Origin of the sequence: Phytohabitans rumicis (assembly GCF_011764445.1) — a bacterium.
Taxonomy (GTDB): Bacteria; Actinomycetota; Actinomycetes; order Mycobacteriales; family Micromonosporaceae; genus Phytohabitans; species Phytohabitans rumicis.
Window position 1 is genome coordinate 5,584,143 of the sequence record NZ_BLPG01000001.1, and the last position, 25,703, is coordinate 5,609,845.

Here is a 25,703-nt window from a genome sequence, read left to right on the forward strand (position 1 = left end):
GCCCGGTTTTACTCGGTTACGGGTAGGGCGCTGCCCTTGATGAACTCTTTCCAGCTCATGTTCCACGCGGTCCAGCCGTCGCCCGGCGACAGCTTGTCCTCGGTGCCCGTCACGGTGACCGGGTCGCCGACCTTGGTCTGGTTGAACAGCCACTGAGCGTTGCCAGGACCGACGTTAACGCAGCCGTGTGACACATTTCGCCGACCCTGGTCCCCGACCGACCACGGTGCGGAGTGGATGTACTGCCCGCTCCAGGTCAGCCGCTGGGCGAACTCGATGTCGACGCGGTAGCTGTCGGACGCGGTCGGGTCGTCCGTGGTGTCGAAGACGGTCTGCTCCTTCTTCTCCATCACCACCATCGTGCCGCTGACCGAGGGGGTGCTCTTCTTACCCAGGCTCACCGGCATGGTCTTGATCACGTTGCCGTTCTTCAAGACCGTCATCTTCTTGGTCTTGTTGTCGACCTTCATCTCGAACCGCTCGCCGATCTTGGCGGTGGCCTTCCGGTCGACGTCCCCGTACCGGCCGTTGCCCGTCGGATGCCCGCCCACGGCGATCCGGACCGTGATCTTCGTCCCGGATTTCCAGTACTCCGGCGCCCGGTAGTACGCCTGCGAGCCGTTGGACACCCAGTGCCAGGCGCCCGGCTGCGGCGGGTCGGTGCTGACGAACATGCGCTTCTGCACGTTCGCCCGGTCCTTCTTCGCGATCCCCGGGTGGAACTCGACGACCACCGGCATGGCCACGCCGTACGTCTTGCCGTCGAACATGTAGAGCCCGGTGCCTGTCTCCTTGCCCGGTTTCGCCATCGTGGTGAACGTCGTGGTCTGCGTCGCCGCGCCACCCGCGCCCGTCGCCGTCACCGCGGCGGTGTACGTCTTGCCCCACTTGAGCGGGCTGCTCGGCACCCACGCGGAGCCGTCCGCGCGCATCGTCCCGGCGACCTTGGCGCCACCGGTCTCGGTCACCGTGACCGAGCTGACCTCGCCGCCGGTGAGCTTGACGCCGATCTCGGTGCTGACCGGCAGGTTCTTGCCGTTGGCCGCCGGCGTGATCGACAGCGCGAACGCCTCCGCCGGTGCCTGGCTGGCCGAGGCGCTGGCGGACGGTGCCGCGGTCGTGCCGCTGACGAACTGGGGCTTCTCGTCGGCACCGCCACCGCACCCCGCGAGCGCTAGCGGCGCGAGCACCGCCAGGACGGCAGCCTGTATCAACCCCCGTGTGCCCCTGCTCATGTCAACCCCGTTCGCCTCAACGCTCCTGCGCACATGGTGCACCATGCGCGAAAGCGCCGGTGGCCAGTCGAGCAGCCTGCCAGATCGGGACGTGCGCCGCTTCGGCCACTCGGTCCGGCGTGGCTGGTCGAACTGGTTGGAAGGTGTTCGAGGGGCCGTGCTAAGGTTTCACCCGTTGTCAGCGAGCGCCGCTAGCTCAACTGGCAGAGCAGCGGACTCTTAATCCGCGGGTTCGGGGTTCGAGTCCCTGGCGGCGCACATTTGATCAAGGCTCTGACCTGGCGTTATGCCCCAGATCAGAGCCTTTCTCATGTCCATGGTGGACGATTGAGCGCACTTCAGTCGCACGGCTCAGGCGACGCGCACGGTCAGCGGGCTCGGTCCGATCGCGCGCGCGACATGTGCCGCCTCCTTCTCGAGCTCCTTCCGCGGTAGGCGCCCGCTGCCGGGGAACGCAGACACGACCAGTTCGCCGTCGACCTTGTTCCACACTCCGGCGACCCGGCCGTTCACCACGACGATCGGGGATATCCACCCGGAGGTCCGGCTCACCGCGGAGCGGTGCTCTTTCGGGACCAGGGCCTCGTCGTTGGTCCCCGGACCGAGAACGTATTGGTCGAAACCACCGAGCAGTCGGACACCTTTGTATACGTCGATGTCGGCGAGTTCCTCGACGTGTTCGGTCAGCATCAACGCCTTGCGTCCCTCGACGTCGACCTCGGTCAGCGTGTCGCCCAGGTCCGCGAACCACTGGCGCAGTCTCGGCCGGCTCGTGCTGTTGAGCGACAGCCAGCGGTCGAACACCTCGGGGGTGGCGGGACCGTACGCGCCGAGGTACGCCGCGATGACCGTGGGTGCGGCCTCCTCGGGCTCCGGTATCTTCCCCCAGTTCGGGTACTGACTCGCCGGACGCGTGAACGTGATCTTGTTGCCCTGGTTCGGGCCGTGGCACAGGACGCCACGCCACGCCAACGGCTTGAGCACCTGGCCCCATCCCGACCGCAGCCGGTCCTCCATGCCGGCGAATCGTTTGTCCGCCGCGATCCGCGTGACCAGCTGGTCGCGGGTCAGCACCGCGCCGTCCAGGACGACCGCCACCTTCTCGGTCAGCTCGTCGATCTGTTGCGGGGTGACGCCGGAGACCCGCTGCCACGAGGGCTTGCGCCAGAATCCCGTGGTCTCCATGAGTGACAGGTAGGCGCCCGCCTCACCCGGTCTCAGCAGATGCAGGGTCCCGCGCATCACCCAGGTCTTCATCAACGAGAGAGCGGCGAAGTCCCGGTCGACGCTGTCGCTGTCGGGTGTCGTTTGCCGCACGGCGACGGCCGTCTCGGCGGCGCTCCAGACCTGCGCCTGCACACCGCACAGCCGGCTGACGATCTCGGCCGCGGTGCGCGTGGTGCGCGGGTCCAGGTACTGCCGTCGCATCCGCCACGCGAAGACCTGCCCCCAGCTGACCTTCACGCGTCCTCCTCTTCTCGCACGGGGTCGGTGCCGCGTCGGGCGCGCAGGGCCCGGAGCTTGTGACGGTTGCCGCAGCGTTCCATGGAGCACCAGCGTCGGGCGCCGGGGCGGGACGAGTCGACGAACACCAGCGGGCAGTTATCGCTGGCGCATTCGCGGATGCGTCCGGACAGCGGCCCGGACAGCAGGTCGATCATCTCCCGGGCCAGGGTCGACAGCACCTGGGCCGCCCAGACCGGTGGTGCCCATCCCGCGGAGGTGCCGTCGGTGGCGAGCTCGGGGACCAGGGGCGGCGCGGTCGCGGTCGCGTTGATGGTCGCGACCGCCCCGGCGGGGAGGTCGCGGTCGGCTGCCCTGGCGTGTGCGGTTTCCCAGATGGCCTGGCGCAGTGCCTTCGCCGCGGTCAGGTCACCGACTGTCATGGGGACGGTCATGACCGCGGCCAGTGGTGGCTGGGCCAGCCACTCGGCGAGGTCGGCCGGCTCGTGGAGGGTCTCGAACACCGAGTACTGCCCTTCACCTCCGGTGTGCGCGAAGTCCAGGCAGACGGCGCCGGCGTCGTACCAGAACGACCCTCCCTTGGGGTCGTGGAGCCGCCGGCCGGTTGCGTGCGCGCGCATGAACCCACTATAACTGGTGTCGAGGTCCCGTACCGGTTTAACTGGTGTCAACTTCCGAGGGGGCAACACATGGGTATCCGGCACATCAACCCCGACGGGCTGCACCGCAGCCCCGCCTTCAGCCAGGCCGTCGTGGTCGAGCAACCCGCGAAGACGATCTACATCGGCGGCCAGAACGGCGTCGACGCCGACGGCAAGGTCGTCGGCCCCACGCTCCGGGAGCAGGCCGTGCAGGCGTTCCGCAACCTCGCGACCATCCTGGAGAGCGAGGGGGCGAGCCTGTCGAACATCGTCCACTGGACCATCGCGGTGGTGGAGGGCCAGTCGGTCGGCGAGGGCGTGGCCGCCTTCCAGCAGGTGTGGAACCCGGCCGACCCGCCGCCGGCCATCACCGTGCACATCGTCGCCGCCCTGGGTCCCGGCGTCCTCGTCGAGATCGACGCCGTCGCCGCCGTGTGACGCACCCGCACCCGGCCCCGCGCCAGCAACGCCGGAGGCGACAGCCGCCGCCCCGGCGTCGCCGTGCCTACATGACCATGAGCATGAGCATCATGCCCTCGTCCTCATGGATGGCGTTGTGGCAGTGCAGCATGTAGCCGTACGTGTCGTCGGCGTAGTCGGTGAACTTCATGGCGATCTGCCGGGTGGACTGGGCCGGGATCTCGATGGTGTCCCGCCAGGTGCCGCTCAGCGTGCCGGTCGGCGCGGAGCCGTTGACGGCGAGCACCTGGAATGGGACGTCGTGCAGGTGGAACGAGTGCAGCAGGTTGGTCGCGTTCGTGATCGTCCAAACCTCCACCGCGTCGAGCGTCGTCATGATCATGTTCTCTTCCATCACCTCCATCGTTGTACCGGAGATCCCGTTGATGAACATGGTGTTGCCGGTGTTGGACAGCGCCATCGTGCGGGTCGTCGCGCCGGTGGTGTCGAGGGCGGCGATGGTGTTGAGCGTGCTCGGCAGGGCGTCGCGGGTCGTCGTGTCGGCGGTCGTGATGGTGAGGATCGACGAGGTGCCGCTGCCGCCGCGGGCACCGCCGGCCGTGACCGTGGCCTGGAGGGTGACGGTCCCGCTGAGGTCGAGCACGATCTCGGCGCGTTCACCGGCGACGAGACGGACGCTCGTCACCGACGTGGGCGACGGAAGCAGCGCGGCGTCCGTGGCCACCTGGGTCATCGTGCCGCCATCGGAACGCGAGACGGTGATGATGTCGGTGATCGAGCCGTTGAGGACGTGGAAGCGGACCCTGTTCTCGTCCACGTTGAGGGTGGGCGTCGCGCTGGCCACGTTGGCGCCGTTGACGATCAGCGGGAACGTCGTGGCCGTGGACTGGAGGCCGGCGGTCGTGCTCTGGATGACGCCGCTGGAGTTGACCGGGACCGACTGCACGATCAGCGGGAACTGGTTTACCCCGTAGTCGTTCGGCAGGGCGGCCGCCCCGTCGGAGTCGTCGTCGACCAGGATCATTCCGGCCAACCCGAGGGCGACCTGCGCGGCGGTGGTGGTCAGCCCGTGCGGGTGGAACCAGAGGGTGCACGCCTCCTGGTTGATGTCGAACTCGGGGCTCCAGGTCGTACCCGCGGCGATGATGTTCTGCGGGCCACCGTCCACTGAGGGCGGTATGTGCGCGCCGTGCCAGTGGACGGTGGTTTCCGCGCCGATGTTGTTGGTGACCTCCATCCGTACCCGGTCGCCGTTGTCGACCTTGATGACCGGCCCGAGGTACGACCCGTTGAAGCCCGCGGTGCTGCTGGTCAGGCCGGTACGCAGCTGCGCCGTGCCGGTCTGCATGGTCAGCGAGTAGACGTCGACGCCGTCGTCGTCCGTTGGGGTGAGCAGCGTAGGGATGTTCAGGGTGCCGGTAGCGGCGGCCGACGCGTTCGGGGCGTAGCGCAACGCGGAGCCGGCCAGCGCGCCGCCGACGGCCAGCCCGCCGAGTCCGATGAGGACCCCGCGCCGGGACAGCCTCGGCGCCTTCTCGTGAGCGGGAAACCACTCCCGCTTTCCATGAGTCATGGCGCGGGACGCTATGGACGGGTCCTCGAAGCCGCGTTACGGAAGCTCACAGGTTTCCTCAAGCCTGGCTTCAGGATCGATCAATATGTCGTCACCGTCACACCACTCCGTGTAGATCACGGCCGATGCCTCCCGCCCTCACCGAGAGGGCGGGAGGCACCGCGGATGACCGGACTACAGGACCCCGAAGGAGTACGAGGTCGAGTCGGTCCAGACACCGTCGCCCGTACGTCCGCGCACCGTCATGGTCTTCCAACCGTTGGTCGTCGGGGTGTACACGGCGGTGGCCACCCCGCCGCTCGCCGCGACGAGCACCGGTTCGCCGTCGTCGACCCGGTACTCGAACTCCACCACCCCGGCGGTGCCCTGGGTGAAGGTGAAGGTGCCCGGCACGTCGACCCCACTGGACCACTCGGCGATCGGGTAGGTCTCCGACGCCACCAGTGAGGCCGTGCCGACCAGGAACGGGTAGTCGGTCTGCGGCGTGTACTGCCCCGCCGTGGTCCGGCCGCGCACCGACAGCACGTTTTCGCCGTTGCGCTCCATGGTCAGGGTGACGTCGGTGACGAGGGCATCGGTCGCCCTGGGCACGCTCTGCCAGGCGCCGCCGTTGAGCCGGTACTCGTACGTCGTCGCCTCCCTCAGCTCGGTGTAGAACCCGAACCGACCCTTCGTGCCGATCCCGCCGAGCGGTGTGTACTCGTTGAAGCCCGAGCTCACCCACACCGACGGGTCTTGGACGACGAAGTAGTAGGAACGCTCCGCGGTGGCCGTGCCGTCAGCGGTCGTGCTGGTCACGATCAGCAGGGTGTACCCGGGATGGGTCGGCGTGATCTCCACGGTCGCCCGGCCGTCGGCGCCCGCCGCGACGGTGTGCTGCTCGCCGGTCTCCAGCGTGTAGCGGTACTCGACGATTCCGTCGCGTCCGGGGTTGAAGGTGAACTGCCCCGGCTGGCCGGGCTGGCCCGCGCCGGTGTTCTCGGGGTAGTCGGTGGAGACCACCACCGGGGCGTCGCTCACCTCGAAGACGTACTCGCGCGGCGGCGAGAAGGTGCCGTCGAGGTATCGGGTGCGCACGGTGAGCGCGTTTCTGCCGGAGCGCTCGGGCGTCAGCGTCACCGTGATCCAGCCGTACTCCGGGTCGGCGATCTGCTCCGGCCCGCCGTTGAGCCGGTAGACGAAGACGTCCACATTGGGCATCGCGGTGGTGAAGCCGAACTCGCCGGGAATGCCCACCCCGCCCCACGCGCCGAACTCGTAGTAGGTGCTGGAGTACACCGTCGGCTTGTTGTCGATGACGCTGAACTGGTAGTCGGCCCACTGCGACTCGGTGCCGTCGGCGCCGATGCTGCGCACGCGCAGCGAGTAGAAGCTCGGCCGGGTCGGCGTCCAGTGCAGCACCGCCGTGCCGTCCGGCGCGGCGTCCAGGCGCTGCCGCTCGTCGTTCTGGAAGAAGTACTCGTACGCGACGACGTCCGGCCGGCGCGGGCGGAAGGTGAAGCTGCCCGGGCGGTCGACCACGCCGTCGGGCTCGGGCCAGGCGAAGTCGGCCGACTCCACCGTCGGGCTGTCCTCGACGCGTACGTCATACGTCGTGCCCCCGATCAGCTCGCTGCCGGCGAAGCTGCGTACGACGATCCTCTTCGAGCCGGTCTCGGTGAACACGATCGGCACCTCGGCCGTGCCGCCGGCGCCCGCCGGCACCCGCACCTCGGCGCCGTCGTCGACGCGGTAGCCGAACTCGGTGACCCCCTCCTCGTCGGTAGACATCCGCAACAGGCTCGGCAGGCCAACGCCGCCCATGGTGACCCGCACACCGGGCGCGGTGGTACGGACGTAGAAGTCGTACCGGGTGAGCTCCGAACTGAGGCCGGCGGCATCGACGCTGCGGACGCTCAGGTATTCGAAGAACGACTGGGGAGTGAACTCCACCGTGGCGTCGGCGCCCGGCGAGGGTGCCGGCACGTAGTTGTACGCGTCGCCGAAGCGCCCCAGTAGTAGCCGACGACGTCCGGCGACCCGTTCGCCTTGAACACGAAGGTGCCCGGAACCCCTTGGCCACCGTGCGGCTGACCGTCGTTCGGATACTTCGTGGAGGTCACCACGGGCGCCGCCGGTGGCTCCGCGTCGACCTTCACGTAGCAGGGCTTCGTCCACTGTGAATAGTCGTACCCGTCGTAGGCCCGCACCTGCCACGCCACCACGGTGCCGTGCGGGTACTGCCCCATGTCCCATTCGGTCTTGGACAGGCCGCTGCCGTACTGCGCGCCGAACCGTTCGGACCGCTGCTCGGGATGGCCGACCGGCCAGGCGGCGAACTGTCCGCGAATGTTGTAGTCGAACTGGTCCGCGTCGGAGATTTGCGCCATCAGCACCCGGGACCTCGCCGCCACCGGCTGCGGGGCGCGCTTGGTGCCGCAGGCCCACGACGGATACTCCATGCCGGCCCTGGCCACGGTCGGGGCGTGGTTGGTCTGCGTCTGGATCGACGGGTGTGGCAGGAGCACGCGCCCGTGGGAAAGGTCGCCCTCCTGGCCGTGCGGCACCCGGATCATGACGGTGACGACCGACTCGCCGCGGTTGGCCAGCTTTTGCAGCGCGGGCTTGATGTCCCAGGACAACCAGCCGGGGCAGGTGCTGTCGCCGCCGGCGAGGGTCGTACCGAGCAGCTCGCGCTTGCGGGGCGGCGCGGCCCAACTCGTGGTCGGGGTGATCGGATCGGTGCGCCACAACTCGACCGGCTGGGCCTCGGCGCAGTTGGCCGCCGACCGCTCGCGGATGACCAGGGTCGCGCCGTGCACGACGGTCCCGGCGAAGCGGGCGACGTCGAAGCTGAAGTAGGCGCGGGACTTGTGCTTTTTGCCGTCGGACCCGGTGCGGGCGCCGATGGGCGCGTCGCCGGCGGGGTTGATGAATGACTGGTCCGGCAGGCGCGAATCCGTGTACGCCCAACCGGTCTTGTAGACGTCGCGCTGCTCCCACGCCTGCGCCGGGGTGGCACTGGCGAGGGAGACGGCGGCGGTGATCAGAACAGCTCCGAACGCGCCCAGCAATCTTCGTGCGAACACGCTGGATACACCTCCCCGTGAGACGATGACGTCAGTCGCCATCGACAGCTGACACGGTATCGGGGCGGTGCGACATCGAGCGCCGGCACTGTCCTAATCGGACTCTCCGGATTTGTCGGCATAGGGGGCCGCTCAGGAACGCGACGCTAATCACAGTCGGCGCCGATGCGCGGCTGATCCCGCCGGCCGGGCGGCCGAAAGGACGGCGCGTGACGTCGTTTAAGCAGGTCAGGGCCGCTCTGAGGGGATCTTCCGCGGATCCTACCCGCCGGCGTCGTGGGGTGCACCCGAATTACATGCACGATGAACTAGTGCATGTACATCTGATGCATGTGCATCTAATCTTGGGCCCGTGACTATCACCGAAGCCTCAGCCACCCCGACGGTCGCCGTGACCGTCCCGTCGACCGCGCCAGACATACAGCGCTGGACGCCGCGACTCTGGGGCGTGCTCGCGGTCCTGTGCACCGTGCTGTTCCTCGATGGTCTCGACGTCTCGATGGTGGGCGTGGCGCTGCCGTCCATCGGCGCGGATCTGGGCATGTCGACCACTTCGCTGCAATGGATCATCAACGGCTACGTGCTCGGCTACGGCGGCCTTTTGCTGCTCGGCGGCCGCACCGCGGACCTGCTCGGCCGGCGGCGGATCTTCCTGGTCGCGCTCGCCGTCTTCGCGGTGGCCTCCCTCATCGGTGGCCTGGTCGACGACGGGACGCTGCTCATCATCACGCGCTTCGTGAAGGGCCTCGCGGCCGCGTTCACGGCGCCGACCGCGATGTCCATCCTGACCACGACCTTCCACGAGGGCCCGGCGCGGAACCGGGCACTGTCGATCTTCACGGTGTTCGGCGCCAGCGGCTACTCCTCCGGCCTCATCCTGGGCGGCCTGCTCACCAGCCTCGGTTGGCGGTGGACGTTCCTCGTCCCCGTACCGCTGGCGCTGGCGGCCCTGGCGGCGGGCATCGCGCTGATCCCGCGCGACCGCCCGGCGGCCAGCGGCGGCCATGACCTGATCGGCGCGACAACGCTGACCAGCGGCATGCTGCTGGCGGTGTACACCGTGGTCTCCGCGCCGGACCGCGGCTGGCTCGACCCGGTCACCCTCGGATCCGCCGCGCTCGCGGCGGCGCTGCTGGTCGCCTTCGTGGTCACCGAGAACCGGATCGCCCACCCGCTGATCCGGCTCGGCATCCTCCGGGTGGGCTCGATCGTCCGGGCCAACCTGAGCGTGATCGCGCTCTTCGGCTCGTACCTGAGCTACCAGTTCATGATGACGCTGTACCTGCAGGACACGCAGGGATGGTCGCCGCTGCGGGTGGCGCTCGCCCTGCTGCCCGCCGGGCTGCTCGTCGCGTTCACCTCGCCGTTCGTCGGCGGGCTCATCAACCGGTACGGCACGCAGCGGCTGATCAACAGCGCGATGCTCTCGCTGACCCTGGGCTACGGGTGGTTCCTGCTGACCGCCGGCAACGTGCCGCACTACCTCGTCACCGTCCTGCCGACGATGCTGCTGCTCGGCGGCGGGTTCGCGTTCGGCTTCAGCTCGATCATGGCGCAGGCGACCGAGGGCATCGACGACTCCGAGCAAGGGCTGGCCGCCGGACTGGTGCAGACCTCCGGCCAGGTCGGCGCGGCGCTCGTCCTCGCCGTGGTCACCGCGCTGGTCGCGGCCAGCGGGCCGGCCGACTCCGCCGCCGACTTCAGCCAGTACCACCCGGGGATCAACCTCGTCGCCGGCGTCGCGCTGGCCGGATTGCTGCTCAACCTCGTACCGCTGATCAACCGCAACCGGTCACGGCGCCACGCCTGACCCCGTCATCGGCGGGCCGCCGGAGTCACCCGACTCCGGCGGCCCGCCGTACGCGTGCGCTAGCCAGTGACGACCTCGACGCGGGGGCGGCCCTCGCCCGTGTCGAACAGGCCCAGCAGCCGCTCGCCCTCGGCCACCAGCGCGTCGCGGTCCGGACCGGCCACCGGGACCAGGAGCGTGATCCGCAGCGTCGGACCACCATCCACTGTGGTCATCCAGGTGCCGGCGACGCGCCCGTCGACGAGCACGAAGCGGGCGCCTGCCACGCTCAGCCCGCGGTGCGCCGCGTCGATGATCCGGCTGCGGTCGTCGTACGCCAGCACGGCGTTGTCGAACGCCGGCAGGAACCGCGGCGGTGCCGGGGTCTCGGGCTCGGGGAGTGGCCCGTCGGGCACGTCGAGCAGCTCCCGGCCGCGCTCGTCGCGGAACGTCCGCAGCTCGGGCCGCAGCCGCTGCACGGACTCGCGGAGCCCGCTCAGGCCGGACCACGCGCGGATGTCGGCACTGGCGGCCGGCCCGTACGCGGCCAGGTAGCGCAGGACCAGCGCGTCGACGGCGGCCGGCGACTCGGCGCCCGGCGGGCTGCCGAGCCAGCTCTCGATCGTGGTGTGGCGGGCCTGCCCGCGCTGGCCCCACAGCCCGCGCGGCGGCACCTGCACCAGCGGCACCAGCGAGCTGAGCGCGTCGCCCAGGTCGCGCGCGGTCGTGCCGGGCCAGCGGTCGGCCAGCGCGCGGCCGACCTCGGAGAGCAGGCGCGGCTCCGGCTCGAAGAGGGGCCGGCCCGCCTCGGCCAGCTCGTCGAGATCGACGCCGGGCAGCCGGCGGCGCAGCGTGGACCACATCCGCCCGACCAGCACCGGCTGGTGCACCGGCCGCAGCGCCAGGCAGTCGCGGGCGGTGACCAGGTGCAGCGTGCGGCGCATCAGCAGGGTACGCACCGCGCGCCGGCTCTCCAGCAGCTCGACCAGCTCCTTCGGGTCGAACGCGGCCAGCCGGCTCCACAGCCCGACGTACGGCTCCTGCGGCTCCTGCGCCTGGAGGCCGACCAGGTGCTCGATCGCCTCGACGGCGGTCATCTCGTGGCGGCGCAGCAGGAGCTGGCGCGCGAGGAGAGCGCGGTTGAGCGCACGGGCATCGAGCACAGACATACCGACACGCTACGGCTTGGGTACGACATCCAGCGGTTCGTCGACGAGCCAGGCGGCCGGGCGTTGCCGGATCTGGTCGATGGACGTCAGGGCGGCCCCGATGACGGCGGCGTCCGGGCCGAGCAGGGCGGGCCGGACGGTGATGGGTGCCCACGCGGCGGTGTGGACGCGCCGGTCGATCTGCGTCCGCACGTTCGCGGTGAGCCAGGACGACAGGAGCGCGAAGCTGCCGCCGAGCAGGACGGTGTCGATGTCGAGGATGTTGAGCATGCCGGACAGGGCGATGCCCAGCGCGGTGCCGGCCGTGTCGAGGGCGGCCAGCGTCGCGGGGTCGCCCGCGTCGGCGCGGGCCGTCGCGGTGGCGTCCGGCGTCGTGCCGGCGGGCACGGGATCGCCGCCGAGGATGGCTTCGAGGCTGGCGTACGTCTGCAGGCAGCCCCGCGAGCCGCACGGGCAGGGTGTGCCGTCCGGATGCACGGTGACGTGCCCCAGCTCACCGCTCCAGCCGCGGGTGCCCGCATCAGCTGCCCGTCCAGGACGATGCCGGCGCCGATGGCGAGCCCGCCGGAGACGTACACGAAGCTATTTAAGGTGTTGTGGCTGGCGTAGAGCTCGCCGAGCGCGGCGAGGTTGGCCTCGTTGTCGACGGCGACCGGCAGTTCCAGGTGCTGGATGGCGCTGTGCAGCAGCGCGCCCGCGTCGACGTTGCGCCAGCCCAGCGACGGCGCGGACCGGACCAGGCCGCCGTCCACCGGCCCGGGTACGGCGAGCGTGGCGGTGACGACCGTGAGGTCCTCGGTGCCGATGGTGTCGATGGCGGCGTCGGCCATGCGGGCGAGGTCGAAAAGGACGGCGCCGGCGTCCCGGTCGGCGTACGTCGACGGCGCGAAGGCCAGGTGCCGGACGGTGCCGGTCAGGTCGACGACGCACGCGGCGAGCCCGTCGGCCCGGATGTCCAGGCCGAGCCCGGCGGGCCCCTTGCCGGAGAGGGTCAGCCCCACGCGCGGCCGGCCGGCGCGCCCGTCGTGGGTCAGCCCGGCCTCGGTGATGAGCCGGCCGGCGAGGAGCTCCTCCACGATCCGGGTGATGGTGGGACGGGTCAGGCCGGTGGCGGCCGCCAGCTCGGTACGGGAGATGGGGTTCGCCGCGGCGAGGATGTGCCGGAAGACCAGTTCGAGGTTGATCGTGCGCAGGCTCTCCTGCCGCACGGGCTCTTCGGGTTTGCGGGGGCTGCTCGGGCGGATCGGCGTGATCATGTCGCCTGCCGCGCGGTGTCGGCGAGGGCTGCCGCCGCGGCGAACGGCAGGTCGCCATCGACGACGACGGCGATCATGCGCCGGGTGATCGTCTCATCGGGGTCGAGGACGAGCGGCTGATCCCAGGTCAGCGACGAGCCGACGCCGAGGTAGTCGCGCGCCCGCACGAACCACCTGTCCCGCGCGGTGGTCTCGTCGCCGGGTACGAAGAGCATGGTCCAGTCGTCGCCCGCGACAGCCACCCAGGCGGCGGTGGCCCCGTGGACCGCGCGCACGTCCGCCCCGGCGGCGCTGAATACCCGCGTGCTGCCCTTGACGGCGGGGCCGCGCCAGAAGAACCCGCCGTACCCGGCGCCGACCCGGCCGTGCGCGGCCGGGCTGCGGATCGGCAGCGGCCGGCCGGTGGCGTTGGTGACCTCGGTGTGGATGCTCAGCGACCAGGCCGTCCCGTCGACCGGCCGGCAGGTGATCGACCGGCGCTCGCGCAGCAGCGCGGTGTGGTGCGCGTCCAACCACTGCAGCGTGTGGGCCAGCTCGTCGCTGGTGTGGCGCAGCCACCGCTGGTGTTGCTGGACGCCGTGGTTGTCCAGCCAGGCCGGCCCGTGCCCGGCGACGAAGGTGCGCCCGCCCCAGAAGTTGCGTCCGTCCACATCGGGCGAGGCGATGCTGATGCCGAACTGGTGCGGGTGCGAGTCCGGGGCGGCGTCGGTGACGGTGGTGCCGGCGAGGGTGCGCACCGGGTGCAGGTACGGCCGCGGTGACATGGCCAGCGGCAGGTCGGGCTTCCACACGTACCGGGCGACGTCCCGGCCGCGTACCCGCAGGACGGCGGTGCCGTGCGGCTGGTCGGTGAGCACCACTCCGGGATCCACCATCGTCACCTCGCCACCCCTCATACGGCAGCTACCGCATCCGCGATTTCGGCGACCTCCCCGGAGCGTAACCTGCCGTCCGCCACCGCGGTGATGATACGGCGGCGCACCCGGGAGCCCGGCGCGACGATGTACGGCTTGGCCCACGCCAGCGAGGCGCCGACGCCGGCGTAGTCGCGGCTGCGCACGAACCACGGGTCGGCGTCCGGCGCCCGGTCACCGCGGACGAAGACCAGGGTCCACGGATCCGTGTTGACGCCGGTGAGCGCCAACCACGCGGTGCGCTGGCCGTGCAGGCGCCGCTCGCCGGTGCGGTCCGGGCCGAGGACGTGGACGCGCCGGTCGCCGCGGCGGGCCCGCCAGAAGAAGCCGCCGTACCCGGCACCCGGGCGGCCGTTGGTGGCCGGGCTGGCGAACGTCAGCGGCCCGCCGGTCACGTTGGTCAGCTCGAAGCCGAAGTCCAGCGCCCACACGCCGGCGCGCAGTGGCAGCGCGGCGATCCGGCGGCGTTCGCGCAGCAGCTCGGTGCCGGCCGGGCCGATCCAGCGCAGCTCGTGGCGGACATTCGTGGCGGTGCGGGTGGTCCATTCGTGGTGCCGCTGGATGCCGTGGTTGGGCAGGTGCACCGGCCCGCGTCCGGGCACGAACGTGCGCCCGCCCCAGAAGTTCGCGCCACCCACGTCGGCCACGGCGACGCTGACCCCGAGGTGGTGCAGGTGATCCGCGGGCATCAGCTCGGTGACCTCGGTGCCCGACAGGGTGCGCACCGGATGCAGGAACGGCCGCGGCGACACTGCGGCCGGCAGCGACGGCTGCCAGACGTACTCGGCGACCGCGCGGCCGGCCAGGCTCAAGGTGTGCGTCATGTCCCAGCTTCCGGGGTGAGGTGCGGGGCGGTGAAGTCGGCGGCCCCGGCGGTGCCGGTCGCGAAGAGCCCAAGAGTGGCGCCGACCCAGCGCCCGGCCGTCGCCGCGAACGGCGGGCCGATCGGCCGTACCGGCTCGGGGTGGACCGCGGCGAGGAACTGGCAGCGGCCGTCCGGCGTGACGTCGACGCCGATGGTGACGGGCCCCCGGACGGGGGTCGGGGGCGCGGCGTCCTGTTCGGACGCTCCGGGCGCCGCCACGCGGTGCACCAGGAAGGCGCCCTCCAGCCCGACCCATGCGTAGCTGTCCCCGAGGATGGTGAGGCCGGCCCGCCCGGCGCCGGTCAGGCGCAGGGTGGTCGTGGCGCGGAACCGGTCCGCGGGCAGCCGCTGGCCGAGCACGTTGGGCAGCTGCCGAAGGTCGCCGCCGCCCGGCACGCAGGCCAGCCGCAGCCCGCTGCGCCAGCCGGCCGCCGGGTTCGCCGCCCAAGTCCACTGTGGACCAGGCTCGGGAGCTGGTGCGGTCCGCGGCCTGGTCGCCGCCAGCACCGGTTTGGCATGACCGGGTACGGGCGTGCCGTTCGCGCCGATGGTCGGCCAGCCGTCCGCCTCCCACCGCATCGGTTGCAGGTGCACGACGCGCCCGAACGCGCCCTTGTCCTGGAAGTGCAGGAACCAGTCCCGGCCGTCCGGGGCGGTCACCCAGGCGCCCTGATGCGGTCCGTTGACGGCGGTGTCGCCCTGGGCCAGCACGACGCGGTCCTCGTACGGGCCGAAGGCGTGGCGGGAGCGAAACACCGACTGCCACCCGGTGGCGACCCCGCCGGCCGGCGCGAAGATCCAGTACCAGCCGTCCCGGCGGTAGAACTTCGGCCCCTCCAGGGTGCGGTAGCCGGGCAGCGCGTCGCCGTCGATGACGTGCGTGCCCTCGTCCAGCAGGGCGGTCCCGTCGGGGCGCATCCGGTGGCAGGTGAGCTTGTTATTGAAGCCGGCGCGGCTCTTGGCCCAGGCGTGCACCAGGTACGCGGACCCGTCCTCGTCCCACAGTGGACACGGGTCGATCAGGCCGCGGCCGGTCTTGAGCGGATGCGGCCGGCTCCACGGGCCGGCGGGGTCGGCGGCGGTGACGACGAAGATGCCACGGTCCGGATCCGGGTAGAAGATCCAGAACCGGCCGTCGTGGTGCCGGATGGCGGGCGCCCACACGCCGCAGCCGTGCTGGGGCGTGCGGAACGCCTCCGCCGGCTCCAGGCGCGGCAGCGCGTGGCCGAGGATCGCCCAGTTGACCAGGTCGCGGCTGTGCAGGATGGGCAGGCCGGGCACCCGGTGAAAGCTGGACGCGACGAGGTAGAAGTCGTCGCCCACCCGGATCACGTCGGGGTCTGACCAGTCGGCGTGCAGGACCGGGTTGCGGTACGTGCCGTCGCCGTTGTCCGCGATCCACGGCTCAGTCATGAGGTGCCCATCAACGGCAGCGCCAGTTCGTCCAGGTACACCGCTTTGCCGGTGCGCAGCGACTCGTTGCCGGCGACGCCGACGGCCACGCTGGCGGCCCCGTCGGCGTACCCGGCGGTCCGGCGCAGCGGGTCGCCGTTCGGGCCGTGGAACACGTCGTCGAGCAGCATCGCGTCGCCGCCGCCGTGGCCACCCCGGCCGGCCGGGATGGGCACCAGTTGGGCCGGCTCCCAGTGGCGTTGCAGCAGCAGCCGCGTACCCCGGGGGCGTGCCTTCGAGGTGGTTTCGGCGTCGGCGCGTTCGATGGCGGTGGGATCCACCACCGCGGCGGTGGCGGCGCCGATCGTGGCGGCCGGCGCGGCCGGCGCGACATGGCCGCGCTCGACGACGTCCAGCTCGATCCGCCCGGCGGTGCCGTTGATGGCGACCCGGTACCCCTCCCACGGGCTGTGCGCGTGCAGCGTGTACGACATCGCCGCGCCGCCGCGGTAACCCACCACGACGTTGAGGTTGTCCTCGATGGTGATTCCGTCGGAAAACACGTCCCGGTCGCGGATGTAGCCGTCGAGGTGCTCCCCGTCGTAGTAGAGGCGGCGCAGCCGGTCGTCCGCGGTGATGTCCAGCGCGAACGGGTCGTCCGCCTCCGCCGCGTTCCGGCTGCGGTCCGGGCGCGGCGCCAGCCCTCGGCGGCGGGCGTTGGCGGCGCCGTAGAACCGCAGCCCGCCACGGGCGAACACCACGGACGGCAGGTCGGCCATCCACCAGTTCACCAGGTCGAAGTGGTGGCTGGCCTTGTGCACCAGCAGGCCGCCGGACGCGGCCTTGTCGCGGTGCCAGCGCCGGAAGTAGTCAGCGCCGTGCACCGTGTCCAGGCACCACTCGAACGCCACCGAGGTGACCTCGCCGATCGCGCCCTCCGCGATGAGCCGGCGCACCGCGGCGTTGCGGGGCGAGTAGCGGTAGTTGAAGGTGACGGTCAGCTGGCCGGCGCCGGCCGCGAGCGCGTCGTGGATCTGGCGCAGCCCCGTGACGTCGGTCGTCATGGGCTTTTCCACGACCACGTCGGCGCCCTCGCGCAGCGCCCGGCTGACATACCCGGCGTGGGTGGCATCCGGCGACGTCACGACGACCACGTCGGGGCGCGCGTGGGCCAGCAGCGCGTCGAAGTCGCCGGCCGCGAAGTGCGGCACCCGCAGGCCCGGCCGGGCCTCCTCGACGACCCGGTCGTAGAACGACATCCGCACCTCGTTGGTGTCGCAGAACGCCACCGGGTGCCCGGCGTCCGCGTGCGTGCGCAGCAGCGCGGCCAGGTACATCTGGGCCCGCGAGCCGGTGCCGACGAACGCGTACCGCCTCATTTGAGACCCGTCGTACCTCATTTGAGACCCGTCGTGGCGATGCCCTTGACCAGGTACTTCTGGCCGGCGATGAAGAATCCGACGACCGGGGCCAGGGACAGGAACGACATGGCGAACATCTGCCCCCACTGGGACTGCCCTTCGGAGTCGATGAACTGCCGCAGCGCCAGCGGCACCGTGTACAGCTCCGAGTCGGTCAGGTAGATGAGCGGGCCGAAGAACTCGTTCCACACTGAGATGAACGTGAAGATGGCCGTGGTGGCGAACGCCGGCAGGCACAGCGGCATGATGACGCTCCAGAACGTCCGGAACGGTCCGCAGCCGTCGATGCGGGCGGCGTCGTCCAGCTCCTGCGGCAGCGACCGCATGAACTGCACCATCAGGAAGATGTAGAACGCGTTGGTGGCCAGGAAGTTCGGCACCAGCAGCGGGTAGTACGTGTTGATCCAGTCGAGCTTGGCGAAGACGATGTACTGCGGCACCAGCAGCACGTGGCCGGGCAGCATCATGGTGCCGAGCATCAGCACGAAGAAGAGCTTGCGGCCGGTGAAGTTCAACCGGGCGAAGCCGTACGCGGCGAGCGAGCAGGACACCAGGTTGCCGATGATGCTGAGCACCACGATGACCAGCGAGTTGACCATGTAGACGGTGAACGGCTGCTCCAGCGCCGTCCAGCCGTCCGGGTAGTTGCTGAAGTCCCAGTTGGCGGGCCACAGCGAGAGGTCGGTGAAGATGTCCCGGCTGGGCTTGAGCGAGCTGGACACCAGCCACAGCAGCGGGTACATCATGACCGCCCCGACGAGGCAGAGCGCCACGTGCCGGGCGAACCGCTTCCTAGTTGTCATAGAACACCCAATACTTGGCGGCCAGGAAGTTGAGGGCGGTGAACGCCGCGATGATGACCAGCAGCATCCAGGCCATGGCCGACGCGTATCCCATGTGGAACTGGGAGAACCCCTGCTGGTACAGGTACAGGTTGTAGAACATCGTGGAGTCGGCCGGCCCGCCGGTGCCGCCGCTCATGATGAAGCCCTGGGTGAACGTCTGGAACGACGAGATCAGGGACTGGATGAGGTTGAAGAAGATGATCGGGCTGAGCAGCGGCAGGGTGATCGAGCGGAACTGCCGCCAGCGCGAGGCGCCGTCCACCGAGGCGGCCTCGTAGTACATGCCCGGGATCTGGCGCAGGCCGGCCAGGAAAATCACCATCGGCGAGCCGAACGTCCAGATGTGCAGGATGATCAGAGTGGTGAGCGCGTAGTCCGGGTCGGATGTCCACCCTGGACCGTCGATGCCGAACCAGCCCAGGAAGGCGTTGACGATGCCGTTCAGCCCGAAGATGTACTTCCACAGCAGGACCACCGCGACGCTGGCGCCGAGCAGGGACGGCAGGTAGAACACCGCCCGGTAGATGGGCAGGCCCTTGATGCCCTGGTTGAGCAGCATCGCCACGCCGAGCGCCACGACCAGCGAGAGCGGCACCGACACGAACGTGTAGATGAACGTGACCTTCAGCGACTGGCGCAGCAGCGGATCCTGGAGCATCTCCCGGAAGTTTTCCAGGCCGATCCACTGTGGAGCGTTGAGCAGGTTGTAGTCGGTGAACGCCAGGTACAGGGACGCGAAGAACGGGATGACCGTGAAGAGCATCCCGATGAACCAGGGCAGCAGGAAGAGGTACCCGGCCCGGTCCCTGCGCGGCCTGGCCGCTTGCGTCACTTGCCGAGCGCCTTCCGGCCCGCGTCGAGGAACGCCTTCGCGGCCTGCTGCGGGGTCTGCCGCTTGAACTCGACCTCGGCGGAGAGCGACTCCAGGCTGGAGGCGATCTTGCTGGAGCCCGGCGGGTACGTGAAGGAGCGCGGCAACTGCTCCTTCTGCAGGCCCGCCAGGTACTCGGTGGCCAGCTGGTCCTCCGGCGCGAGCGTGGGCTTGATCTGCTCGGCGATGGTGGTGCTGGCGGGCACGCCCCGGGTGGTGCCGGTGGCCTTCGACGCCTCGACGTCGTTCACCAGGAAGTTCAGCAGTTTCAGCGCCTCGTCGCGGTGCTTGGACGCGGCGGATATCGACCACAGGTGTGGGCAGTCGACGGATTGCCCGCGTCGCTTGCCCTGGGTCTCCCCGGGGATGCGCAGCAGCGCCAGGTTTCCGCCGGCCGCGTCGTTGTACGCCAGGAAGTTGTTGGTCGGGATGATCTGCGCGGCGATCGAGCCCTTGGCCAGGTACGACTGTGCCGCGGAGGAGCCCACGTCCTCGATGAACCCGGCCGGCGGGAAGGCGCCGTCGGCCCGCATCTTGTTCCCCAGGTCGAACCAGGCAGCGATGGTGGCCTCGGACGCGCCAAGCGCGCCGTCGGCGGTGTAGAAGTCCTCGCCCTGCTGGCGGGTGAAGACGATGATGTTGGCCAGCGTCGCGTGGTCGAAGTGGGTGCCGTACACCTTCTTGCCGCTGGCCTTGGTGACGTCCCGCGCGAACGCGTCCAGGTCGTCCCAGCTCCAGGTGTTGCCGTCCGGGATCGGCACACCGTACTTCTCGGTGAGGGTCTTGTTGACCACGAAGCCGATCGCGTTCAGGCCGGCCGGGACCCCGTACGTCTTGTCGCCGACCGCGGCCAGCGTCCGGGCGCCGTCGCTCAGGCCCGACAGATCCACCGCGCCGGTGTGCTGGCCCAGGTCCAGCAGCGCGCCGCGGTCGGCGTACTCCCGGACGCTGTCCATCCGCATCGCCATCACGTCCGGCGGGTCACCGGCTGCGAACCGGGTGGCCAGCTTGTCCTTGTACGGCCCGCTGTCCTGGTACTCGGTCTTGACCGTGATGCCGGCGTGCTTGTTCTGGAAGATGTCCAACGCGGCCTGGGTCTTCTCGGCCCGCTTGGCGTCACCCCACCAGACCATGTTGAGCTGGACGGCGCCGCCCGCGGGCTCGTCGTCGCCGCCACCGAAGCCGCGTCCGCACGCGGCCAGGCTCAGGCCGAGGCCGGCGAGTCCGGCCATCCGGATGGCGTCCCTGCGGTTGACGGGTTTTACCGATCTGTCGGTCATGGGCCGTGGGTCCCTTCACGCGGGGACAGCGCTGGGAAACCGCTTCCCAGCAGGTTGGGGGTCAGGTTAAAACCGCATTTCGGTTACGTCAACCCATGAAACTAATTGGCCATGAATTACCGAAAATCATTGACTGTAGTCAGTGGCTGTGCTTGCCCACGATCAAGGCGCCGCCGAGCGGTGTGCGAGGCTGGCAGCCGTGTCGGAGGTGCTGCACCGCGCGGCCCGGATCGAGGACGCCGTGCACGAGGTGGTCGAGGGCTGGCTTCGCAAGCGGGGCTGGTCGGCCACCGTCGTGCCCTACACCGGGTACGGGGCGCCGGGCTGGGTACGGGTCATGGGGCGGATCATGGTGCGCCGCCCGGGGAAGGTGCCGAGCAGCCTCGGCAAGGTCCGCGGCTGGCGCCGCTTCGCCACCGTGTCGGCGAAGGACGCGCCGTTCGTCGTGGAGGTCGACGGGCACCGCCACGAGGCGCGCGCCGACCGGGGCGGGGTCATCGACACCGTGGTCAAGGCGGATCTGGCCCCCGGGTGGGCGTCGGTCCGGATCAGCGCCGAAGGCGGCGAGCCGGTCGAGGCGCCGGTGCGGATCGTCGACCCGTCGGTCCGGTTCGGGATCGTCTCCGACATCGACGACACGGTCATGGTCACCCACCTGCCCCGACCGTTGCTCGCCGGGTGGAACACGTTCGTCCTCGACGAGCACGCCCGAGCGGCCGTGCCCGGCATGGCGGTGCTCTACGAGCGCCTGGTGAACGCCAACCCCGGCACCCCCGTCTTCTACCTGTCCACCGGCGCCTGGAACGTGGCGCCCGCGCTGACCCGCTTCCTGTCGCGGCATCTCTACCCGGCCGGCCCGCTGCTGCTCACCGACTGGGGTCCGCAGAAGGACCGGATCTTCCGCAGCGGCCGGCAGCACAAGCTCGCCGCGCTCGACCGCCTCGTCACCGAGCTGCCCGGCGTCCGCTGGCTGCTCGTCGGCGACGACGGCCAGCACGACCCGGAGATCTACGCGCAGTTCGCCGCGAAGCACCCGGACCGCGTGGCCGCGGTCGCCATCCGCCACCTGTCGCCCACCCAGACGGTGCTGGCCGGCGGGCTGCCCCTGCCCGGCGGCCGCGAGCCCGTGGCGTCCGACCAGTCGGGCCAGCGCTGGCTCTCCGCTCCCGACGGCGCCGGCCTGTGGCAGCTCCTCGCCGGCGCCGACCTGACTCAGACCGGCGGCGGGCTGGTGTAGACGGTCGGGTCGCCCTGGACGATCCACACGTCCGGGCTGTCGATCGGCAGGAACGACCGGTCACCGCCCGGCTCCCGGGTCGCCGGGACCGAGTCGCCGGACGGCAGGTGCATGATGAAGTTCACCGGCTGGGCGTCCGTGGCGAGCGGTATCTCGTACTCGGCCCAGCCGCCCTCGATCCGGGTCCACGGCCACGGGTTGTCCCAGGCGATCTGGCCGAGCACGGCCGGGTCGACCGCGTCGCCCCACATGTGCAGACCCCAGCCGCCGTCCTGGTCGCCGTAGTCGCCGGCGGGCCGGAAGTAGTGCAGCGTCGCGTGCGTGGCCTGCGGCCCCGCCGCGCGGACGCGACGGACCGCGCTGGTCGCGGTGGTGCCGTCGGGTTCGGACAGGGTCGCGCGATACTCGACCGCCGTCTCCGCCGCCAGGTCCGCGGGCAGTTCGTCAAACACGGTGTACGCCGGAGACGTCGAATCGCTTCCGATGAATGACCAGGCGCCGCCCGCGATCCGCCGCTCGAACGAGACGGCATGGGTGGCCCGTTCGGGGTCGACGACCGCGCGCACCTCGACCGTGCCGCGCACCCGGCTGCCCTCGGCCGGCACCTCGATGGTGACCAGCGGCGCCGGGACGGTGGCCGGCCGGGGCGTGCTCGTCGCGGTGTGCCCGCGGTTGTCCAGCACCACCGCCCGGTAGCGCAGCGGCGTGCCGGCGGGTAGGCCGCTCACGTCGTGAAACACCTGGTACGGCGCGTTGTCGTCGGTGCCGACCGGGCGCCACCGGCCGCCCGCGACCTGGGCGTAGAACGCGACCTCGTAGAAGGAGGAGCCGGCCACGTTCGCCGTCACGTGCATCCGCCCGCGGGCCCCGTCGGCGGGCACCGGCGCGGACAGGCTGACCGCCGGCGCGGCCTTCGAGGCGGGGACGCGACCGGTCGCGGCGTACACGACCGCGGACAGCGGCGGGACGGTCAGCGTGAGCGCACCGTCCGCAGTGGACTTCGGGTGGGCCGGGCCGCTGCCGTAGAGGCGCTGGAAGCCCTGCTTGCGCCCGTACGTCGGGATGGCCGCGGTCTGTGGCTGCTCGCTGTTGTTCAGCGCCACGACGTACTCGCGCTGGTCGCGCCGATCCAGCCGGGAGAACGCGTAGATCCCCGGCCCGTCCGAGGCGTACCGGTGCTGCTGGGCGCCGTCGCGCAGCGCCGGATGCGCGCGGGTGAGCGCGGCGAGGCCGGTGATGCTCTGGTAGAGCGGGTGGCCCGGCACGAAGTTGTCCTGCGCGTGCGTGGCGTCGGTGCCGACCAGGTCATCGTCGAGGTAGTCGGGGACCTGGCTGGCGAACATCGTCTGCCGGGCGTTCTGGTCGCCGCCGGGGCCGGTGAAGCCCTGCTCGTCGCCGTAGTAGATGACCGGCAGGCCGCGCGAGAAGTACATCAGCTCGTGGGCGAGGCGGTCCCGGGCCAGCCACTCGGCGTCGCCGGCACCCGGGTTGTCCGCGCTGACGAAGTGCCCGATGCGCCCCATGTCGTGGTTTCCGAGGAACGTCGGCAACTGGTACGCGTTGGAGTCCGCGTCGGTGTACCAGTCGTCGCCCGCGAAGAACGTGGTGAGCTGGCCGGCCGGCTGGCCACGGGAGGCGAAGCCGCGGGCCGCGTCCTGGAACGGGAAGTCCAGGACGGCCTGCATCTTGTCGGCGGTGGTGAAGTGCGACGTGAACGCCTTGGTGGTGTCGAAGACCTCGCCGAACATGAAGAACTCGGACTTGCCCTGGCGGTGGGCGAAGTCGAGCACCTCGGGGCCGAACCGCTGCCAGAACTCGTCGTTGACGTGCTTCATCGTGTCGATGCGGAAGCCGTCGACGCCGAAGTCGCGGATCCACGCCTTGTAGATCTCGATCATCCCGGCGACCACCCGCGGGTGCTCGGTGAAGAGGTCGTCGAGGCCGAAGAAGTCGCCGTAGTAGGAGTTCTCGCCGACGAACGTGGTGTCACCGCGGTTGTGGTACAGGTTCATGTCGTTGAGCCACGCCGGGACCTTGAGCTGCTGCTCGGCCGGGTCCAGCACCGGCGTGTACGGGAACGAGACGGTCGGGCTCAGCGGCGGGAAGGACGGCGTACCCGCGTAGTCCCGGTCGTCGAACGGCGCCCCGGCCGCGGTCCGGTACGGGACGGCGTCCTTGGACACGTACCCGCGGCGGGCGCCCTGGGCGTACCCGATCACGTCCGCGGTGTGGTTGGTGATGATGTCGAAGTAGACCTTCATGCCGCGCGTATGCGCGGCGTCGATCAGCGCCCGCAGGTCCTGGTTGCTGCCGAGGTGCGGGTCGATCTGCGTGAAGTCGGTGATCCAGTAGCCGTGGTAGCCGGCCGACGGGCCGTCCTCGAGCTGGACGGCCTTGTTCTTGAAGCTCGGCGTCAACCAGATCGACGTGGTGCCGAGGCCGCGGATGTAGTCGATCCGGGACAGCAGGCCCTTGAGGTCGCCGCCGTTGTAGAAGCCCTTCCGGGTCGGATCGAAGCCCGACACCAGCGGGTCCGAGCCGAGGCCGCCCTGGTCGTTGCCGGTGTCGCCGTTGGCGAACCGGTCGGCCATCACGAAGTAGAACGACTCGTCGGTCACCGGCGAGCGTAAGGAGTGCAGCCCCGGCAGGCCACCGCCGTCGGCGGCCGCGGGCGAGCCCGGGATGAGACCGGCGGCGAGGAGGACGATGACAAAGGCGGCGAAAGCGCGGCGGACAGACATGCTGGCACCCCATTCCGGCTGCGACTGTCAGCGACGTTACTGACTGTCGGAGGGGCGCGGTAGCGTCCGCCGCATGACCGGTCCTGGTGATGTCCCGCCCGAGATCCTCGACCGGCTCCGGCCGGTCTGCCTCGGCCTCCCGGAGGCGTACGAGGAGCTGGCCTGGGTCGGTGTCCGCTGGCGGATTCGCAAGCGGACGTTCGCCCACGTGCTCACCGCCGACCCCGACCATCAGGTGGCGTACGCGCGGGCCGCCGCGACCGACGAGCCGGTCTGCGTGCTGACGTTCAGGTCTCCCGGTGACGAGATCGACGGGCTGGTCACCGGCGGCTTCCCGTTCTTCAAGCCGGGCTGGGGCGCCGACGTGGTCGGCCTGGTGCTCGACGGCGACATCGACTGGGACGAGGTCGCCGAGCTGCTCACCGAGAGCTATTGCGTCCTCGCCCCGAAGCGGCTCGCCGCCCAGGTCGACCGCCCGCCGGGCTGAGCCGCTTGGCGAACCAGTGGTGGGCGTACGGCTCGTCGTTGAAGGCATCCACCTCCTCGTAGCCGGCCGCCCGGTAGAGGCCGATCGCCTCGCTGAGGGTGCGGTTGGTCTCCAGGTGGAGGGTGTGCGCGCCACGGGCCGCCGCGTGGGCCTCCAGTTCGGCGAGCAGCCGCCGGCCCAGCCCGAGCCCGCGCGCCCGGGGTGCCACCCACATTCGCTTGACCTCGGTCGGGTCGTCGCCGTGAAACTTGAGCGCGCCGCAGCCGACCGGCTCGTCGTGCAGCGTCGCCACCAGCAGCAGGCCGGCCGGCGGCGTGAGGTCGTCGTCCTCGGCCGGGATGCTCCGGGCCGGGTCGAAGCCGCTGTCGAAGCGGTCGGCCAGCTCGGCGAAGTACGCCGCCAGGCAGTGCCGGGCGAACGGGTGGCGCGGATCCGTGACCTCGACCCGGACGGTCGACGCGGTGAGCAGCCGCTCGACCTCGGCCATGGCCGCGACCAGGCGCTCGCGTTGCCGGTCGCTGAGCGGGTGCAGGATCGTGGCGGCCAGCTCGTCCGAGCGGCTGTCCAGCTCGGCGCGCTCGGCCAGCCCGGCCGGGGTAAGCCGCGCCGTGCGTACCCGCCCGTCCTCGGCGTCGGCGTCGACCACGACCAGCCCGTCGGCCTCCAGCGCGCGCAGGAGCCGGCTGACGTACCCCGAGTCCAGGTCGAGCCGGGCCCGCAGCACGCGTACCTGGCTGCCCTCGACGCCGATCTCCCACAACAGCCGGGCCTGCCCGATGGGCCGGGCCCGGGACAGGAACTTGTCGTCCAGGGCGCCGATCCGCTGCGCGACCGTCCGATTGAACCGCCGTACCTGCCCGATCAGGGACCTGTCCATTCTCTGACTATAGTCAGAGAATCCCGTGCCCCGCGCCGTCCCCACCCCGTGCCCCGCGCCGTCCCCGGCCCCCGCCGATCGGCCCGCGCACCGCGCCGATCAGGGCCTCCGCGCCGCGCCGCTCGCGGACCTTCCGCGCGCCGCTCGCGGACCTTCCG

Annotated in this window: 20 protein-coding genes, 1 tRNA gene and 1 pseudogene; 5 read left to right on the forward strand and 17 right to left on the reverse strand. The window is 70.7% G+C overall.

Features of this window, described 5'->3' with window-relative positions; all coding sequences use genetic code 11:
• Window positions 1–8 precede the first annotated feature (8 nt).
• The gene (locus Prum_RS25475; RefSeq protein WP_173078791.1) at window positions 9–1,235 is read right to left on the reverse strand and encodes a L,D-transpeptidase; all 1,227 of its coding nucleotides are present in this window, start codon (window positions 1,233–1,235) and stop codon (window positions 9–11) included.
• Between the two features lie 185 nt (window positions 1,236–1,420).
• Here Prum_RS25475 and Prum_RS25480 point away from each other — a divergent pair.
• Window positions 1,421–1,493, forward strand: a tRNA-Lys gene (locus Prum_RS25480).
• A gap of 93 nt (window positions 1,494–1,586) precedes the next feature.
• Here the strand turns inward: Prum_RS25480 and Prum_RS25485 are convergent.
• Together Prum_RS25485 and Prum_RS25490 are read right to left on the reverse strand one after the other, a co-directional pair.
• Window positions 1,587–2,699: a winged helix DNA-binding domain-containing protein gene (locus tag Prum_RS25485; RefSeq protein ID WP_173078792.1), complete on the reverse strand. Its 1,113-nt coding sequence runs from the start codon at window positions 2,697–2,699 to the stop codon at window positions 1,587–1,589.
• Complete coding sequence (locus Prum_RS25490) at window positions 2,696–3,319, reverse strand: CGNR zinc finger domain-containing protein (protein WP_173078793.1); 624 nt, start codon at window positions 3,317–3,319, stop codon at window positions 2,696–2,698. Before Prum_RS25490 ends, Prum_RS25485 begins: the two co-directional genes overlap by 4 nt.
• Before the next feature lie 69 nt (window positions 3,320–3,388).
• Here Prum_RS25490 and Prum_RS25495 point away from each other — a divergent pair, with 69 nt between their 5' ends.
• Complete coding sequence (locus Prum_RS25495; RefSeq protein ID WP_173078794.1) at window positions 3,389–3,778, forward strand: RidA family protein; 390 nt, start codon at window positions 3,389–3,391, stop codon at window positions 3,776–3,778.
• Between the two features lie 67 nt (window positions 3,779–3,845).
• On the opposite strand, the gene Prum_RS25500 is transcribed toward Prum_RS25495, so the two are convergent.
• The 3 genes from Prum_RS25500 to Prum_RS51865 form a co-directional block, all read right to left on the reverse strand.
• Window positions 3,846–5,333, reverse strand: coding sequence for a multicopper oxidase family protein (locus tag Prum_RS25500; protein ID WP_218577335.1), 1,488 nt, complete (start codon window positions 5,331–5,333; stop codon window positions 3,846–3,848).
• A 174-nt stretch (window positions 5,334–5,507) separates the two neighbouring features.
• Entirely contained in the window at window positions 5,508–7,265 is a 1,758-nt protein-coding gene (locus tag Prum_RS51860; protein WP_246278081.1) for a hypothetical protein, read from the reverse strand.
• On the reverse strand, window positions 7,229–8,401 hold the full coding sequence (locus Prum_RS51865; protein WP_246278082.1) for a hypothetical protein: 1,173 nt from the start codon (window positions 8,399–8,401) through the stop codon (window positions 7,229–7,231). Before Prum_RS51865 ends, Prum_RS51860 begins: the two co-directional genes overlap by 37 nt.
• 352 nt (window positions 8,402–8,753) lie before the next feature.
• Between Prum_RS51865 and Prum_RS25510 the strand changes: the two genes are divergently transcribed.
• Window positions 8,754–10,211 (forward strand): MFS transporter, encoded by a 1,458-nt coding sequence (locus Prum_RS25510; RefSeq protein WP_173078795.1) that lies wholly within the window; start codon window positions 8,754–8,756, stop codon window positions 10,209–10,211.
• 59 nt (window positions 10,212–10,270) lie between these two features.
• Here Prum_RS25510 and Prum_RS25515 read toward each other — a convergent pair whose 3' ends face one another.
• From Prum_RS25515 to Prum_RS25555, 9 genes and pseudogenes are all read right to left on the reverse strand, one after another.
• Entirely contained in the window at window positions 10,271–11,359 is a 1,089-nt protein-coding gene (locus tag Prum_RS25515; protein ID WP_173078796.1) for a winged helix DNA-binding domain-containing protein, read from the reverse strand.
• A 9-nt stretch (window positions 11,360–11,368) separates the two neighbouring features.
• A pseudogene (locus Prum_RS55170) lies at window positions 11,369–12,615 on the reverse strand (ROK family transcriptional regulator).
• A complete protein-coding gene (locus Prum_RS25525) occupies window positions 12,612–13,490 on the reverse strand; it encodes a DUF6807 domain-containing protein (RefSeq protein WP_173084137.1) in 879 nt (292 codons plus the stop codon). The pseudogene Prum_RS55170 and the gene Prum_RS25525 overlap by 4 nt, the downstream one beginning before the upstream one ends.
• A 17-nt stretch (window positions 13,491–13,507) precedes the next feature.
• A complete protein-coding gene (locus Prum_RS25530; protein WP_173078797.1) occupies window positions 13,508–14,353 on the reverse strand; it encodes a DUF6807 domain-containing protein in 846 nt (281 codons plus the stop codon).
• A complete protein-coding gene (locus Prum_RS25535) occupies window positions 14,350–15,807 on the reverse strand; it encodes a glycoside hydrolase family 43 protein (RefSeq protein WP_173078798.1) in 1,458 nt (485 codons plus the stop codon). Before Prum_RS25535 ends, Prum_RS25530 begins: the two co-directional genes overlap by 4 nt.
• The gene (locus Prum_RS25540; RefSeq protein ID WP_218577337.1) at window positions 15,804–17,165 is read right to left on the reverse strand and encodes a Gfo/Idh/MocA family protein; all 1,362 of its coding nucleotides are present in this window, start codon (window positions 17,163–17,165) and stop codon (window positions 15,804–15,806) included. Before Prum_RS25540 ends, Prum_RS25535 begins: the two co-directional genes overlap by 4 nt.
• A gap of 17 nt (window positions 17,166–17,182) precedes the next feature.
• The gene (locus Prum_RS25545; protein WP_173078800.1) at window positions 17,183–18,010 is read right to left on the reverse strand and encodes a carbohydrate ABC transporter permease; all 828 of its coding nucleotides are present in this window, start codon (window positions 18,008–18,010) and stop codon (window positions 17,183–17,185) included.
• Complete coding sequence (locus Prum_RS25550) at window positions 18,000–18,884, reverse strand: carbohydrate ABC transporter permease (protein ID WP_246278083.1); 885 nt, start codon at window positions 18,882–18,884, stop codon at window positions 18,000–18,002. The genes Prum_RS25545 and Prum_RS25550 overlap by 11 nt, the downstream gene beginning before the upstream one ends.
• Entirely contained in the window at window positions 18,881–20,203 is a 1,323-nt protein-coding gene (locus Prum_RS25555) for an ABC transporter substrate-binding protein (RefSeq protein ID WP_173078801.1), read from the reverse strand. The genes Prum_RS25550 and Prum_RS25555 overlap by 4 nt, the downstream gene beginning before the upstream one ends.
• Window positions 20,204–20,393: 190 nt before the next feature.
• Between Prum_RS25555 and Prum_RS25560 the strand changes: the two genes are divergently transcribed.
• Window positions 20,394–21,440 (forward strand): App1 family protein phosphatidate phosphatase, encoded by a 1,047-nt coding sequence (locus tag Prum_RS25560; protein ID WP_246278616.1) that lies wholly within the window; start codon window positions 20,394–20,396, stop codon window positions 21,438–21,440.
• Here the strand turns inward: Prum_RS25560 and Prum_RS25565 are convergent.
• Entirely contained in the window at window positions 21,416–24,181 is a 2,766-nt protein-coding gene (locus tag Prum_RS25565) for an alpha-amylase family glycosyl hydrolase (protein WP_173078803.1), read from the reverse strand. The two genes, Prum_RS25560 and Prum_RS25565, sit on opposite strands and share 25 nt — an antisense overlap.
• Window positions 24,182–24,254: 73 nt before the next feature.
• Between Prum_RS25565 and Prum_RS25570 the strand changes: the two genes are divergently transcribed.
• A complete protein-coding gene (locus tag Prum_RS25570) occupies window positions 24,255–24,668 on the forward strand; it encodes an MmcQ/YjbR family DNA-binding protein (RefSeq protein ID WP_173078804.1) in 414 nt (137 codons plus the stop codon).
• Here the strand turns inward: Prum_RS25570 and Prum_RS25575 are convergent.
• Entirely contained in the window at window positions 24,601–25,545 is a 945-nt protein-coding gene (locus Prum_RS25575) for a MarR family winged helix-turn-helix transcriptional regulator (protein WP_173078805.1), read from the reverse strand. The genes Prum_RS25570 and Prum_RS25575 overlap by 68 nt on opposite strands.
• Window positions 25,546–25,703 lie beyond the last annotated feature (158 nt).

Bases quoted from the DNA above. Each gene is read 5' to 3' on its own strand.
- Prum_RS25475 (WP_173078791.1), bottom strand. From the start codon at position 1,235: ATGAGCAGGGGCACACGGGGGTTGATACAGGCTGCCGTCCTGGCGGTG.
- Prum_RS25490 (WP_173078793.1), bottom strand. From the start codon at position 3,319: ATGCGCGCGCACGCAACCGGCCGGCGGCTCCACGACCCCAAGGGAGGG.
- Prum_RS25495 (WP_173078794.1), top strand. From the start codon at position 3,389: ATGGGTATCCGGCACATCAACCCCGACGGGCTGCACCGCAGCCCCGCC.
- Prum_RS25500 (WP_218577335.1), bottom strand. From the start codon at position 5,333: ATGACTCATGGAAAGCGGGAGTGGTTTCCCGCTCACGAGAAGGCGCCG.
- Prum_RS25515 (WP_173078796.1), bottom strand. From the start codon at position 11,359: ATGTCTGTGCTCGATGCCCGTGCGCTCAACCGCGCTCTCCTCGCGCGC.
- Prum_RS25525 (WP_173084137.1), bottom strand. From the start codon at position 13,490: ATGGTGGATCCCGGAGTGGTGCTCACCGACCAGCCGCACGGCACCGCC.
- Prum_RS25530 (WP_173078797.1), bottom strand. From the start codon at position 14,353: ATGACGCACACCTTGAGCCTGGCCGGCCGCGCGGTCGCCGAGTACGTC.
- Prum_RS25535 (WP_173078798.1), bottom strand. From the start codon at position 15,807: ATGACTGAGCCGTGGATCGCGGACAACGGCGACGGCACGTACCGCAAC.
- Prum_RS25540 (WP_218577337.1), bottom strand. From the start codon at position 17,165: ATGAGGCGGTACGCGTTCGTCGGCACCGGCTCGCGGGCCCAGATGTAC.
- Prum_RS25545 (WP_173078800.1), bottom strand. From the start codon at position 18,010: ATGACAACTAGGAAGCGGTTCGCCCGGCACGTGGCGCTCTGCCTCGTC.
- Prum_RS25555 (WP_173078801.1), bottom strand. From the start codon at position 20,203: ATGACCGACAGATCGGTAAAACCCGTCAACCGCAGGGACGCCATCCGG.
- Prum_RS25565 (WP_173078803.1), bottom strand. From the start codon at position 24,181: ATGTCTGTCCGCCGCGCTTTCGCCGCCTTTGTCATCGTCCTCCTCGCC.
- Prum_RS25570 (WP_173078804.1), top strand. From the start codon at position 24,255: ATGACCGGTCCTGGTGATGTCCCGCCCGAGATCCTCGACCGGCTCCGG.
- Prum_RS25575 (WP_173078805.1), bottom strand. From the start codon at position 25,545: ATGGACAGGTCCCTGATCGGGCAGGTACGGCGGTTCAATCGGACGGTC.